Raw genomic sequence first — 14,872 nt, forward strand, 5'->3', positions numbered from 1 at the left:
TTATGGCTAAGAAGAAACAATCTAAAGGATTACCTTTGTTAGAGGAGATTAATAAGTTTCAACAAACAAGTTTACTTGAAGCAGATGAAGCACTTGACTATAAAGTTGGCGACTATATTAGTGATAATTTAAAGCATGAATTGAGACCTTATCAGGCACAAGCTTTATATGCACTTAACTATACACAAACTAGGGACAAGAAATATAATCAATTATTATTTAATATGGCTACAGGTTCGGGTAAAACTGATACTATGGCTTCGGTAATTCTCTATATGTATGTTGAGTATGGCTATCAAAATTTTGTTTTTGTGGCAAATACTAATGCGGTGGTATCAAAGACTAGAGAAAATTTTTTAAATGATAACTCCCCTAAGTACCTTTTTAATACTCCGATTAGTATTGACGGACAAAGAGTTGAAATTCGAGCTGTAAATAGATTTCCGGTAGTTCAAAAGCCGGGAATTATATACTTAAAGCTTACAACAATCCAGTCCTTAGCTAATGAATTGGGGAGTTCTAGAGAAAATGGCTTAACATATGAAGAGTTAAAGAAAAATAAGCTTGTAGTATTAGCTGATGAGGCACACCACTTTAATGCAAGCACAAAGTCTCAAAAAGTAGAAGAAAAATCATGGGAAATTTTACTTGATAAAGTTAGAAATTCAAATTCAGATAATCGACAATTTGAATTTACAGCTACCATAGATATTGATAAGGAACTTGTTTATGAAAAGTACAAAGATAAAATTGTGTATAAGTACGATTTAGATAAGTTCATGAATGATGGTTATTCAAAGAATGTCTACCGTTTGGAAGCTCAAAATGAAGATAGTGTGAAAATGCTCAATGCTGTTTTATTGAGTCAATATCGCAAGCGGATTGCGCAAAAGGTAGGGGTTGAAAATTTCAAGCCTGTTATTTTGTTTAAATCAAACCGAGTTGCTAACTCAATACAAGCTAAAGACGATTTTTTAGAAATGATTGCCGAATTAAATGCTGAAAAACTGGCAAACTTTTTAGCTGAACAAAATAATATCAATCATAGTACGACTTTAAAGAAGGCTTATAACTATTGGATGAAGCAAGATTTTGCAGAAACAGTGGTTGAATTAAAGCGAGACTTTAAACCTTTGACAACCATTAATGTTAATGATACAGCTAAAGAAGGTGTTCTTGGTGATAAGAATGACTTTAATAACTTGAATACCTTGGAAGATATAAATAACCCTCTTAGAACAGTTTTTGCAGTTGCTAAACTTACTGAAGGTTGGGACGTTTTAAATCTGTATGATATTGTGAGAATTGGTGAACAACCTGTAACTGCTAATCAGACCAATAGCGAAGCGCAGTTAATTGGTCGGGGAGCTAGATACAATCCGTTTGTATACAAAGGAGAAAGGTCTTATACTCGTCGTTTTGACCGAAGCAATCCAGACCTAGAATTATTGGAATCACTTTTTTATCACACTATTAATGATGTGAAGTATATCAATAATTTACTCAAGTCCTTTGATAAGATGAATTTGGTATCCGAAAGTGATAATGACAATGACTATAGTGTTTATACTGCCACAGTTAAGGATAGCTTTAAGCAGTCTAAAGCTTATAAGTTTGGAAAACTATATCATAATCAGTTAGAAGCTGTTCCTGAATCGGCTTATAACAACTTGGGAAGTTACGGATTTAACCGCAATACAATCACGATCGATATGAATGATAGTATTTTAGAACATGCTAAAAATCAGGAAAGTAAGATTAATGAAGCAAGCAGTCGTGAAGAAATTATTGCTGATTTTTCAAAAGTTAGGGATTTACGATTACTAAAGAAAGCAATGTCCAGGGATAAATTCTTTAGATTTGCCGAATTATCTAAGTGGCTTCCTAGCTTGAAGTCCTTAGATGAGTTTATGACATCTAGAGATTGGCTTGGGAATCTGCGAATAAATGCGATAGTACCATATAACAGGCTGGATTCTCAACAAAATAATAGCTTTAGATTATTAGTTGTTGTTCAAGCGTTAGCCCAAGTTAAGAGTTCTATTAAGAGAAATTATTTAAAGAAACGAGGAACTAATAGATTTGATTCAGTTCCGTTGAAAGATATAGTAATTGATTATACTAAGCGTGTGTCTAATAGTAGTACAGGTGTGCAAGCTTTAATTAAGCCAGAACCTATGGATAAAGATGACTGGTTTGTGTATGACCAAGCTATTGTAGACGGGTTAGAAAAAAACTTAATTGAAATGATTAGAGGGTTGGTTACTGAATTAAAAAAGGAATACAAAGAGGTATTCTTGATTCGTAATGAAGAAACTATCAATAAGCTTAAGATATACGATTTTGATAATGATGGTAGTAAAGATATTTTACATTATGAAGGCTTTATGCCAGATTTCCTGCTTTATCTAGATAACGGTCAAGTAACCTATCAATTATTCATTGAGCCAAAAGGGGACCAGTTATTAGAAAGAGATAGTTGGAAAGAAAAATTACTAAAGAAAATTAATCCCGAAAATATTGAGCTTATCGGTGAAAATGATGATGTGCGATTATATGGGGTGAAATTCTTTAGGTTCGGTAATGGTCGTGAAATTGAAACAGAAATAACAGAAATATTAGAGTAAGTGAAGGCGTTGGGGAAAAACTATTTTTTAGTTCGACCTACGAAAAACAGACCTATCAAAAAAAGCGCTAGAAATCAACGTTTTAAGACGTAATTTCTAACGCTTTTTAAATTTGAGACTTTTTTCTAGTCCCATTTTGCTAATTTAAAAAGTGATCTTCACTCAATTTTTGAATACTTTCATCTAATCTTTTTTTAATATAATCGGCTTCGTCATAGACCCTATTAGCGACTTCAGCATTCCTAATTCCTCCACCATATAATTTTTTTTGCCTAAGGGCCTCTTTTTGTCTAACTTCGGCATTACCAATGCTCCCTTTAACATTAATTCCACCAATAACTTTAAAATATAAATCATTAAAAGCGTCTTTATATAATTCTAATAATTCTCGATTATATTTATCGTTTTTTTCTTTAGTATCAATGGCGTTCTCAAATTCACTTTCAATCCTATGAGAAATATAATCATTACGAGCTGTATCATTTTTAATAATTATATCGATAATTTCGTTATAGACACTATCAAGCAAGTCAGGAGAAGCATTTTTATTAAGTACTTTAATTTCATCAATAATTTTTAATTTTTCTTCCTGGTTTCGTTTATTATTATTTTTTCTAATTCTATCAGTTTTAACTATGTCTACCAAAATATTTTTGTATCCAGTCAATGATGGTTTCTTTAAAGATGAACTTTTTTTAGCAGTTAAATTTGGAATTTCATTTCTATAATATTTAATAAGAGAGTTGAGGAGACTTTCGTGAATATAAATTTCATTATCATTTTTATATGTTTTAATATGTTTTTCAGAACCGTTAAGTTGATGAGCTTTTTTTAGAATAACATCACGACTCTTTTTATTTTTAAAACCTATTGGGTCATCGAAAATAGGATGGATAATTTTTCCATCGTCATCATACTTTTCAGCACCATTAACTTTGTTTACAACTTTATTCAGTGAATACCATTTTTCTTTTGTGTTTGGATTTTGAAGGATTCCATAAACGTTTGCACGAGGATCCTCAGTATAAGTATTTTGGGGAATACCATTAATGACTTCGACAGCCGTTTTACTCTCAATAATTGTGGCTCCCTGTAGTTCCGGTGGGATAAAAACAGGAGTAGGTTCGTATGGGATTACTTCATTGTATTTAAAATATATCTTTTTCACGTAAAATTCCCTCTTTTAATTATTGTCAATAATTATTTTACCAGTGTGGTGAAAAAAATATAAATAAATTGTAAAGAATTTAACTTTTTTTAGTAATTAAAAAAAAGCTTTTATATCAGTGATAATAAAGGGTCCACGAAATTAACTTTACAAAGACTACTATAAAAATTGCGTATACTTTAAGTGTTGAAAGGATACCGAAGTAACTTTCGACACTAGTAAAGTAACTCAGGTATTGGTGGTTTACCCACCAGAAAGGATTTTTAATGAAAGTTAATACTTTTACAGGTGGCTATATGCCACAAACTTACACGGCACAATTTGGGAATGAATCTCCACGTATTTTGATTGGCTCAGGTCCGGAAGCAAGAATCAAATTTGACCCGGAAACCAAACGACCAGTAGAGACCGGTGAAGTAGATAGTAAGCGGGTAATGCTGTATTATCCAGGACTGGGAGTTCAAGCGGTTAAGCTACCTGCTGATTTTGAATTACCTAAGGGCTTAGATGATTTAGCGGAAGTAGTGCTCGAATCTCCGGAAGCTTGTATCGTAAATCGCGAAATCTACGTTCGGGCCAAGAATATAAAAGCCCGTTAGAGTATAGGTATTTGAAAATTGAATGTGTGGCAGGATGCCGGGACAGAGGTGGGTTAATAATACAAGGAGGCGGTTATTATTCTATCAAACCGCAATAGCCATGAACCTATGGATATAGATATTCTAGCATATCTTGAAGCAGTACTCATGTATACCGCGTTTACCAATGCTGACCAAAACAGGGAGTATTCTATTGAACAAGTTGAAGAAGGCTTTGTTTTCATACCAATCTACCCTATAACCTATGTAATAGATGAATCGTTCTATAACAAGCTATTTACAATTCTTAATCTAGCCTTGACGCCTATGTATACTCTAATTCGCCCTTTAACAATGCAAGTGGTTACATTAGAAGGAAGAGACCCGTCAAGGTCAAGGGGATTGTTAATACCAGCACGTAAAGGTAAACCATCACGATTAAAAGGTACTCTAAAGGAATTAGTAAACCAATCGAAAGAAAAAGACGGTATAGCAATTATGAACCTTATCACGTGGGATTACATTAGGAGCCCCCATGCCTGTATCACCGGTGTGAGTGGTTCCGGGAAATCGTATTTCCTGAAGTACCTATTCATGATTTGTTCAACTATTGGTGACACAGTTGCGATTGACCCTAAAGGTAGTGATTTAGCAAGGTTAGCTAAAAAGCGAGGGACGGAAGATATTGTTATACCACCGTTTGTTAATGGTGAAGATGGAAAAAATGGTATTGGTGGTAGATTCCTACAAGATGTGATCAATACTTTAAAGCGGGTGGAATCCATAATGTATGAACGTCAAAGTAAGCTATATCAAACAACCAGTAGAGTTTCAACAGATTATCGTGAATTAGGTATAGAGCCCATTTTTGTATTCATTGATGAATTATCAGCATTAATGACAGGGGCAAGTAAGCAAGTGAAACAAGATTTCCAAGATACTTTAACTAGGTTAGTAGTACTAGGTCGTGAAGCAGGAATTTATCTGATTTTGTCCATGCAGTCGGCAAGAGCGGAGTATTTACCAACTATTGTTAGAGATTCGATTTCTTTACGTGTTCAGCTTGGACGAATTAATTCAGAAAATACACGCTTTTTGTTTCCTGAGCTATCAGAAATGCCTATGGTACCTATTGGTGGTAAAGGTTCGGGGATACTTTCAATCGCAGGAGACCCACGTTATGCAGGAATTGAACCAGTTTTGACACCGACAATTTTAGATTAAGAGAGGTAGCGTAAATGTTCTATTTTAAAAAGTTTTGGATTATTCCGGAATTGTTTTTGTTGATGTTGTGGACTATATGTAAGTATGTAGGCCCATATTTTATAAAATTTATCATTAATGCATTATGGAGTGCGAGTGCTAGCGGTAAATTATCATTAAATCCTACTAATTTAATAGCAAAAATGCAAAGCTTAAATGTTAGTTTAGCGGTTTTAGAAAGTAAAGTGCTTCATATCATTATTTTAATTGCGGTATTAGTACTGTTGTGGCTAGTAATCGACCTATTTAGTGGCCAATTAGTAAGAGATATTAAGTTAGTTCCAATTATAAAATTTCTTGTTCGTGATGTAAATCAGGATAGCTTAAATGTAGTGATGGCGGAAGAAAATAAGGCTAATGAATGGATTAGAAGAAGCAGAATTATTAAATGGAAGAAAAAGTTGGTATTCATTATGCCGATTGTAGCTAATGGTACGGTTATGAAGATAATTAAGCAAAGATGTGAACAAGATTTATTAGGTTGCCTATCAGAAAGTTTTAAAACAGTTAATTGGACGCCGATTGCACTAAAAAAGGGAGGGCTTGTGAAATGGGTTATCGTGAAACAAAAATGAGTAAGTACTTTATCAAGAAGGCTGAAAAAATTAGAGTTACTCGGATTAGATACACCGAAAATTATATTGAAAGAGAACATACAATGGCTCGTATTAGCTTAATTACTGGAGTTTTATATTTGTTCGGTGGCAGTTTAAGTCAAGCTAAACGTCAATTTGAAGTGTGGAGCTATCTCCGCTCAAGGAAGAATTAATAATTGAGCACTCCTAAAGGTGAAGACTGCTTTGCGTCAGCAAAGAGCAGAGTCTTCACCTTTTGGAGTGCAAACGAGGAGAACCGCTTGCGGTTCGGGCTGTAGGCCTTTGATGTAATGGGGGTTACTACGACCCCCCATTACATCAGTAATCAATAATCAAGCAGAGCAGGTGATGAAATGAAGGTGAAGCAAAAGGAAGTAAGGTCATCAAAATGGGCATTTCTTGTATATGAAGAAAGTGCGCCGAAAGACTTTATTGAAAAGTTAAACAGTAAGCATGTACCTTATATTTTGAGTCCGTTACACAACTTAGATGTTAATTCAGAAACAGGGGAATTAAAAAAAGCTCATTGGCACGGGTGCTTATTCTTTGAATCGTTGAAAAGTCAATCACAAGTTTCTGAATTACTTGCAGATTTGAATGGTCCTAAATATGTTGAAGTAGTTCACTCCCCTAAAGGTATGTATGATTACTTTGTCCATGCTGAAAATCCTGACAAAACCCCATATAAAGTAGAAGATATTAAGTCAGGTTGCGGATTTGATTTAGTGAAATTCATGCGTGAACAAGGTGAAGATGAATTTGTAGCTAAAGTTATTGATGTAATTGAGGAAAATGATTTTTATGAATTTCGTGAGCTTGTTTCATACGCAAGAAAAGAAGATATGGAACTATTAAAACTTATTATTAGTAGAGCTTATTTTTTCGTAAAATATTTAGATTCAAGAAGAAATGCGATGAGAGATAATGAAAAATAGCTGTTGTTCAACCGGCCAAAGTAAAACGACAGCTATAGTGATAGTAAAATTGGGGAAGTAACTAAACTATCATGTTCATTATCTAATAAAGAAAGGATAATGGCAACTATGGATAAACAAATGATAAATTTTGAAGACCTGGTAAAAATGGGTTTTCCTGCTAATCAGGCAAGAAATATTATTCGGGAAGCTAAGGGAATACTTGTATCACGAGGATATGGGTTTTATAATGGTAAACGAGTAGGGCTTGTCCCATCATCAGTTGTTGCGGAAATTATTGGCTTACCATCAATAGATGAAGGGGCAGATTGATGATGAAAAAGACAAGATATGCTAATGTTTACCAAGATAGTAAAGGAAATTTTTTCTACCAAGTGTTTCTTGGTCGTGATGAACATGGAAAGCAAAAATTTAAAAAGGGTAGGAAGGACACAAAAGGTAATCCATTTTCCTCTGCTAGGTCAGCATATATTGAAGCTGTAAAAATTAAGAATAACTATTTTGAGAGTAGCGGTAAGGTAATTTATCGCATGACCTACAAGACCTTTATGCTGAAGAAGTATATTCCTAAGTATAAGGGAGATGTTGAGGAAAGTACTTTTTTATCGCATTCTAAAGCTTTTGATTATGCAATTAATCGTTTAGGTGATAAGTTACTTGAAGATATTACAGTACTTGACTGTGAGGAGTATCGTACCTGGCTACTAACAGAAAGTGGATTTTCTAAAAGTTACTGTAGCATGGTTTATATTTCATTTCGCCAGTCATTAGAATACGCTGTTTCAGTAGGTATTTTAGATGTAAATGTTTCAAGGAAAACAAAGTCAATTCCTAAGGGAAAAGCAGTAGTTGCTTATTGGGATAAAAAGCAATTTGAAAAGGTTATTTCAAAATTTTGTATTGATGATTACCATGAATATTTTTGTTTCATGATGATTTGGTTTTACTTTATGACTGGTGTTCGAGTTAGTGAAGCGTTGGCTTTGAAATGGTCTGATATTGATTTGAAAAATGCTAAAGTGCGAGTTCACCACACGTTGGAATACAAAAATAAACAAAATTATACCATTAAGCCATATACTAAAACAGCTAGCGGAAAGCGAGTTATTTCGCTAGATTCTGATACAGTTAATTTTCTGAGAAAATGGAAAAAGGTTCAAAGAGAACACGGGGTTAGAAATTTTGTTATTTCTTATGATGATACTCCAACCAGTCGATCGGTGGTTAATAAAATTGTTAAGAGGTATGCCAAATTAGCAGGAGTACCGGAAATTGAAGCTAAGGGGCTTAGACATAGCCATGTTTCATACTTAATCAATGAATTTAACGCAGATGTGTTGACTGTATCGAGACGTTTAGGACACTCCGGACCAGACATTACTCTAAAACATTACAGCCATTTATGGAATAGAAATGATGATAGCCTAGCTGAGTTGATGACGGGTAACATAAAGGTTAAATTTTCTAGAAAAAGACAAGCAAGTTTTAACGGTAATCAGGTATTTAAAGTCAATAAATAGCCTGTTTGCCAAGTGTTTGCCAAACAAAGTAAAGTAAGTAAGAAACATTGATATGATAAGATTTTTAGAACTAAAATTGTATCGAATGGGAATAATGAACTAATTAATTTGGCGACGGAATGCCTGTTTAACAGCAAAGAATAACGAGGTAGTCTATCAAAAATCATTGATGAAGTCTAGTGCAAGAATTTTTTGTGCTAGGCTTTTATTGTATAATATTGATATTATTTGTCGCAATTTACATAATTTATTGTCAAGATGACAATTTGAAAGGGTACGTAAAATATGAGTACATTTAACGAATTAGTAAATCAAATAGATAATAATATAACAAATCAAAGAGATAGGGGCACAGCTTTTGAAAAGTTGGCAGTTGCTTATCTAAAGAACGAACCGGCGTTTAAAAATAAATATTCTGATGTTTGGATGTTAAGTGAAGTACCAATAGAATATAATATTTCTAAACAAGATACCGGTGTTGATATTGTCGCTAAAGATCGTGTCACGGGAAAACTTACCGCAGTTCAAGCTAAGTACTATAAAGGAAAAGTAGGAAAAGACACTATTAACTCTTTTATTGCTGAAAGTTGTAAAGATTACTACGCTGATGGAATGATTATTTCATCAACTGATGATTGGAATAAAAATGCTAAAAAAGCAACTGAAGAATTATCAAAAGATATTTCAATCATTGGATTATCACAACTTCAAAATGCAAATTTTGATTGGCAACTATTTGACTTTGATTCCCAAAATGAAAATTTAAGTTGTGAGCCTAAAGAATTACGAGATTATCAAAAGGAAGCGATTGAAAAATCCTTAGCGTATTTTAAAGAAAATACACGTGGGAAGCTTGTCATGGCTCCAGGGACAGGGAAAACCTTTACAAGTTTGAAGATTGCCGAAGCACTAATGACAGAAACAGACACGGATAATTTTAATGTCTTATACTTAGTTCCAAGTATTCAGTTACTTTCGCAAACACTATTTAACTGGAATTCTGATAAGTCGGATGATATTTCAATGGTTTCATTTTCCGTTGTATCTGATAAAAAGGCAACGAAAAAGAAAACAGGTGTAGATGACTTAAGTGCTAAAGATGTTGGTTTTCCTGCTACAACTAACGTAGATGAACTATTGGAGAATTATACTAATGTTCGAAATCAGGCACAAAAGACGATGGCGGTGGTATTTTCAACATACCAATCCATTGATGTTATTTCTAAAGCACAAAATCAAGGATATCCTAAATTTGACTTGATTATTGCTGATGAAGCCCACCGTACTACTGGGGCAAGTCAGATGGGAGACGCTAGTGTATTTACTAAAGTTCACGATAATAGCATTGTGAAGGGAAAGTTACGTCTTTACCAGACAGCAACACCAAAAGTTTATGGTCCAGAAGCTAAGAAGAAAGCAGATGATAATAGTATGGTTATTTCATCGATGGACGATGAAGCAAAGTATGGTGTAGAAATATTTCGTTTAGGTTTTGGAGATGCTGTTTCACGAGGATATCTAACGGATTATAAAGTATCAGTACTTGCGGTTAGTGAAAATTACATTAACAAAAATATGCAGGCGGTTATGGCTTCTAGCACTAGCGAACTCGATACGAATGATATTGGTAAAATTATTGGCGTGTGGAATGCTATGGTTAAAAGAAATGGTATTACTGGCGAAATTACGGGAGCACCAATGAAACGTGCAATTGCCTTTACCGATACGATTGCTCATTCAAAACAAATTGCCGAAGAGTTTAATTATGTAATAAACGATTATCTTGGAGCACAAGCAGATGATAGTTTCTCTGTTGATGTTCACCATGTTGACGGTGGATTAAATGCGCTTCAAAAGAAAGCTCAGCTTGATTGGCTTGCTAGTGATATGGAAGATAATGAAGCTAGGGTATTGTCTAATGTTCGTTTTTTAACAGAGGGTATTGATGTTCCTAACTTAGATGCTGTTATTTTCTTATCACCTAAGAAATCACAAGTTGATATTGTTCAAGCCGTTGGGCGAATTATGCGTAAATTTGAAGGTAAGGAATATGGTTATATTATTTTACCAGTAGTGATTGATACTAACTCAGATCCCGTGGCTGTTCTTGACAATAATGATAGGTATAAAGAAGTCTGGCAAGTACTAAATGCTTTACGGTCAACTGACGAACGTTTTGAAGCTGAGATCAATAAACTTGAACTTAATAAAAAGAAGAGTGGCAGAATTAATGTTATTGGGACTAACACATCACCTAATGAAGCCGTTACAGAAGATAATGGTAAGAATATTGAAAATGGTGAAGGTAATCAACCGGTTCAACTTGAATTAGATTTAGATGAGATGTCAGATTTGGAACAAGCGTTTTATGGACGAATTGTTAAGAAGGTGGGTGATCGCCGTTATCTTGAAGATTGGTCTAAAGATGTTGCTGAAATTGCTAAGCGTCATATTACTAAAATTAACGATTTGATTGATAGTAGAGAAGAAGCAAAAACAGCTTTTAATATATTCTTAACTAGTTTACAGCACAATATTAATTCATCAGTCGATAGAAAGCAAGCAATTGAAATGTTGGCTCAACATCTTATTACGCAACCTGTCTTTGAAGTTCTTTTTGAGGGTTACAGTTTTGTTAAGGATAACCCAGTATCTCACGCTATGAATGATGTGGTTGACGAATTTTCTAAGTATGGCTTTGATAAAGAACAAAAAGAATTGGCACCATTCTATAAATCTGTAAAATTAAGAGCTTCTGGAATTGACAATGCTGAAGCCAAGCAAAAGATTATTGTTACACTTTATGATAAGTTCTTTAGAACTGGTTTTAAAGAGACTACTGAGCAGTTAGGAATTGTTTTCACCCCGGTTGAAGTAGTTGATTTTATCATTAATTCAGTTGACTATGCTTTAAATAAATATTTTGGTAAACGTCTTTCAAGCAAAAATGTGCATGTTTTAGACCCATTTACTGGAACGGGTACCTTTATAACAAGAACCCTTCAATATCTAAAAAGACAGATGGATGGAGGAGAAATTACGTTTGAAGATATCCTCTACAAGTATAATCACGAGTTACATGCTAATGAAATTATTTTATTGAGCTACTATATTGCGTCGATTAATATTGAATCTGTTTTTGATGAAGTAAATGGTCCTAACCATGGATATCAACCTTTCGAAGGTATTGTCTTAGCAGATACATTTGAGAGTACAGAGCGTGAAGGTTCATTTGTGGATGAGCTACTAGGGGAAAATAATGAACGGTTAAAAAAACAACAAGAAAAGCCAATTACAGTAATATTTGGCAATCCACCATATTCTGCAAAACAAGATAATGAGGATAAGAACTATTCAAGGGCTAAATACCCTAAACTTGATAATTCATTGAAGAAAACATGGATTGATACATCGTCAGCGATAAATAAAAATGGATTGATGGATTCGTATATAAAAGCGATAAGATGGTCTGCAGATAGATTATCAAACGATGGAATTATTAGTTTCATTACAAACAGTTCATACATTGATGGTGTGGCAATGGACGGAATGAGAAAAAGTTTATTGAACGAATTCTCAGATATTTATGTTATTGATTTAAAAGGTCAAATTAGGAGACGATCAAAAAAGCAAATTGCAAATGAGGGTGGAAATATCTTTGATATTATGACAGGTGTTGCAATAATTTTATTGGTTAAAGATAGTAGTAAAGGCAAAGGAAAAGGAAATTTACATTATTTTGATATTGGAAATGGTCTAACTAAAAAAGATAAACTTGAAAAGTTAACGAAATTAGGAAGTATTGCCAATATTGAAAATGTTGCGGAACTTATTGAACCAAATGAAAAAGGGGATTGGATAAATCAAAGAAATTCAAATTTTGAAACACTCCTAAAATTAGGGGACAAAAAAAGTAAGGATGGACTATTTATAGATTATACTGGTGGAATTACTACAGGTAGGGATGATTGGTCTTGGGGATTCTCAGAAACAGCAGTTTATTCAAAAATAAATACGCTTGTGAATTACTATAATGAACATTTAGGGGATACTAGTGTATATGATGAAGATAATACCTCTATTTCTTGGACACGTTCTTTAAAACAAAGGTTTGAGAAGAAAGAAAAAATATCCTTTAAAGACTACAGAATTTACACAGGAATGTATCGTCCATTTGTTAAAAAGCATGTCTACTACTCACAAGAGCTAGTAGACAGGCAATACCGTATGGCTAAGGTATTGCCTGTCTCAGATAGTGATAACATTATGATTTCATTGTCAAATAAAACAGAAGGTAAGGATTTAACCCTACTTGCTTTAAATGTTTTACCGGATAGAAATTTATTTGCAGGTGGTTCGCAAAACTTACCTAAATATTTATATGATGGCTTAGGCAAGTATTCATCTGTTCGTCAAGAACAGCTAAAAAAATTGGTGGGATTAGACGAAGAAGATGTATTGGCTTATATCTACGGTTTGTTAAGTTCTAGTGATTATGAAAATTTATACGCTTTAGATTTGGCGAAAAGTTTTCCTCGTATTCCTAACGTTAAAAATAAAAAAGCTTTTATTGATATTGGAAAGAAATTAATGGACTTACATCTTAATTATGAAGAAGTTCCGGTATTTAAAGGGGTTTCTATTGAAAAGAAGTCTAATCCAGACTATAGAGTTAAGAAGATGAAGTTTGCTAGAGTGAGGAATCCAGAAACTGGTAAACTTGAAAACGATCGTTCTACAATTATTTTTAACACTGATATAACAATTAAAGATATTCCTGAAAAGTCGTATGAGTATATTGTTAATGGTCGTTCTGCTATTGAATGGATTATGGACCAATATCAAATTAAGGATAAAACAAAGTCAGGAGTCATTGACGATCCTAATGATTTTAGTGATGATCCCAAGTATATTTTTAAGCTCTTGCTTCGAATTATAAATGTCTCGGTTCAAACTGTTGACTTGGTCAATAGTTTGCCTAAGCTTGAGGAAGTAGAGTAAATAAGAAAATGAGTGGTCACTAAAAAGATGCTGACGTGAATTGACGAGTTGGACAAAAATAAATGTAGATAGCCCATTTAATAAAAGAGTAAATTTTGCCTTTCAGTTATTATGATCAACTGTAAAATCAAAAAATTAATATTATAGATAAACAAAATATCTTCAAGATCCGAACAAAGGAATCTTGAAGATATTTTTTACATACGTTGCACACACTCTTTTTTTTCTCAAAGTGATGTTGTTTGCTGGTAAAGCGAGATTATGTTTTAATTTTTATATATAAAAAGGAGATGAAGTTATGGATAAGGTAAAAGTAGTGGCGAAGACTCTTCTACTAACGATGGTGTTATTAGTGGTCGCAACGCTTCCGCTCCAAATAGCCATCATCATTACGAGTTTGATCTCGATGTTTGATGTAAGCCACATCACGCTTTATCAGCCGTTGGCGTTAGCGCTTGGCTTGATGGGTGAAGGGTTCGTCTTGTTTGTTTTGCGCCAAGAATTCAAAGGCGATAAAGCGCGCTTGCAGCAGGTGATGCCGTTTGACCAAAAAGGCGCTTTGATCCGTTATGGGACAGGTTATGTCTTAGGGACGATCACTTTTGCCTTGCTTTGGGGCATAGCCGTCTTAGGTAAAGCTTTTCGCGTGACCGTTACTTGGGAAAATAGTGCTTGGTTTTTCTTTGTCTTATTTTTAGTCGGTTTTGGGATCCAAGGCATGGTCGAAGAAGTTATTTTTCGAGGTTATCTGCAAGGAAAACTGACCAAAGAGATTTCGCAAAGTGGGGCGATCTTGACCTCAGCTTTAGCGTTTGCGGTGGCGCACTTAGGTAATGGCGGGATCTCGTTTTTAGGCTTTCTCAATTTGACTTTATTTGGGCTCTTGATGAGTCTCTTTCGGATCTATACTGGCGATCTTTGGCTTGCAGGTGCTTTTCATAGCGCGTGGAATTTTGCTGAAGGTCCACTCTTTGGAACACCTGTTTCTGGAATCGTTGGCACAAATGTTGTTTTGGGTTCACAGTCGGTGGCAGCTCATCCGCTATTGAATGGTGGAAACTTTGGGATCGAAGCCAGCCTGTTGACTTTCGGCGGGTTCATTTTGTTAATAGCGTTCACCTATTACTTAGGGCAAAATTATGCTAAAAAATCTAATCGGATCGAAAAAATAATTTAGAGGCGAT

General features: G+C 34.2%; 11 protein-coding genes. 10 read left to right on the top strand and 1 reads right to left on the bottom strand.

The annotated features are described in order from the left end of the window. Positions 1-2: 2 nt before the first annotated feature. Entirely contained in the window at positions 3-2,627 is a 2,625-nt protein-coding gene (locus tag QFX10_RS04665; RefSeq protein ID WP_280607043.1) for a DEAD/DEAH box helicase family protein, read from the top strand. 139 nt (positions 2,628-2,766) lie between these two features. Here the strand turns inward: QFX10_RS04665 and QFX10_RS04670 are convergent, their stop codons facing one another. Further along, a complete protein-coding gene (locus QFX10_RS04670) occupies positions 2,767-3,795 on the bottom strand; it encodes a hypothetical protein (RefSeq protein ID WP_280607044.1) in 1,029 nt (342 codons plus the stop codon). A gap of 266 nt (positions 3,796-4,061) precedes the next feature. On the opposite strand from QFX10_RS04670, the gene QFX10_RS04675 reads away from it, so the two are divergent. From QFX10_RS04675 to QFX10_RS04715, 9 genes are all read left to right on the top strand, one after another. Further along, complete coding sequence (locus QFX10_RS04675; RefSeq protein WP_280607045.1) at positions 4,062-4,394, top strand: hypothetical protein; 333 nt, start codon at positions 4,062-4,064, stop codon at positions 4,392-4,394. Positions 4,395-4,502: 108 nt separating this feature from the next. Then, positions 4,503-5,597 carry a P-loop NTPase family protein gene (locus QFX10_RS04680; RefSeq protein WP_280607046.1) on the top strand — a complete coding sequence of 365 codons (1,095 nt, stop codon included), beginning with the start codon at positions 4,503-4,505 and terminating at the stop codon, positions 5,595-5,597. 14 nt (positions 5,598-5,611) lie between these two features. Continuing rightward, the gene (locus QFX10_RS04685) at positions 5,612-6,211 is read left to right on the top strand and encodes a hypothetical protein (protein WP_280607047.1); all 600 of its coding nucleotides are present in this window, start codon (positions 5,612-5,614) and stop codon (positions 6,209-6,211) included. Next, entirely contained in the window at positions 6,187-6,405 is a 219-nt protein-coding gene (locus QFX10_RS04690) for a hypothetical protein (RefSeq protein WP_280607048.1), read from the top strand. The genes QFX10_RS04685 and QFX10_RS04690 overlap by 25 nt, the downstream gene beginning before the upstream one ends. Positions 6,406-6,585: 180 nt before the next feature. Continuing rightward, a complete protein-coding gene (locus QFX10_RS04695; RefSeq protein ID WP_280607049.1) occupies positions 6,586-7,167 on the top strand; it encodes a replication protein in 582 nt (193 codons plus the stop codon). A 108-nt stretch (positions 7,168-7,275) separates the two neighbouring features. Further along, positions 7,276-7,479 (top strand): DUF3173 domain-containing protein, encoded by a 204-nt coding sequence (locus QFX10_RS04700; protein WP_280607050.1) that lies wholly within the window; start codon positions 7,276-7,278, stop codon positions 7,477-7,479. A gap of 2 nt (positions 7,480-7,481) precedes the next feature. Continuing rightward, a complete protein-coding gene (locus QFX10_RS04705) occupies positions 7,482-8,687 on the top strand; it encodes a tyrosine-type recombinase/integrase (RefSeq protein WP_280607230.1) in 1,206 nt (401 codons plus the stop codon). 285 nt (positions 8,688-8,972) lie between these two features. Further along, positions 8,973-13,688 carry a type ISP restriction/modification enzyme gene (locus QFX10_RS04710; protein ID WP_280607051.1) on the top strand — a complete coding sequence of 1,572 codons (4,716 nt, stop codon included), beginning with the start codon at positions 8,973-8,975 and terminating at the stop codon, positions 13,686-13,688. Between the two features lie 298 nt (positions 13,689-13,986). After that, positions 13,987-14,865: a CPBP family intramembrane glutamic endopeptidase gene (locus tag QFX10_RS04715; protein ID WP_280607052.1), complete on the top strand. Its 879-nt coding sequence runs from the start codon at positions 13,987-13,989 to the stop codon at positions 14,863-14,865. Positions 14,866-14,872 lie beyond the last annotated feature (7 nt).

It is taken from the genome of Ligilactobacillus faecis, from assembly GCF_029889745.1.
In the GTDB taxonomy this organism is placed as follows: domain Bacteria; phylum Bacillota; class Bacilli; order Lactobacillales; family Lactobacillaceae; genus Ligilactobacillus; species Ligilactobacillus faecis.

Excerpts from the sequence above, each read along its gene's own strand:
- QFX10_RS04665 (WP_280607043.1), top strand. The coding sequence starts at position 3 with ATGGCTAAGAAGAAACAATCTAAAGGATTACCTTTGTTAGAGGAGATT.
- QFX10_RS04675 (WP_280607045.1), top strand. The coding sequence starts at position 4,062 with ATGAAAGTTAATACTTTTACAGGTGGCTATATGCCACAAACTTACACG.
- QFX10_RS04680 (WP_280607046.1), top strand. The coding sequence starts at position 4,503 with ATGGATATAGATATTCTAGCATATCTTGAAGCAGTACTCATGTATACC.
- QFX10_RS04685 (WP_280607047.1), top strand. The coding sequence starts at position 5,612 with ATGTTCTATTTTAAAAAGTTTTGGATTATTCCGGAATTGTTTTTGTTG.
- QFX10_RS04690 (WP_280607048.1), top strand. The coding sequence starts at position 6,187 with ATGGGTTATCGTGAAACAAAAATGAGTAAGTACTTTATCAAGAAGGCT.
- QFX10_RS04695 (WP_280607049.1), top strand. The coding sequence starts at position 6,586 with ATGAAGGTGAAGCAAAAGGAAGTAAGGTCATCAAAATGGGCATTTCTT.
- QFX10_RS04700 (WP_280607050.1), top strand. The coding sequence starts at position 7,276 with ATGGATAAACAAATGATAAATTTTGAAGACCTGGTAAAAATGGGTTTT.
- QFX10_RS04705 (WP_280607230.1), top strand. The coding sequence starts at position 7,482 with ATGAAAAAGACAAGATATGCTAATGTTTACCAAGATAGTAAAGGAAAT.
- QFX10_RS04710 (WP_280607051.1), top strand. The coding sequence starts at position 8,973 with ATGAGTACATTTAACGAATTAGTAAATCAAATAGATAATAATATAACA.
- QFX10_RS04715 (WP_280607052.1), top strand. The coding sequence starts at position 13,987 with ATGGATAAGGTAAAAGTAGTGGCGAAGACTCTTCTACTAACGATGGTG.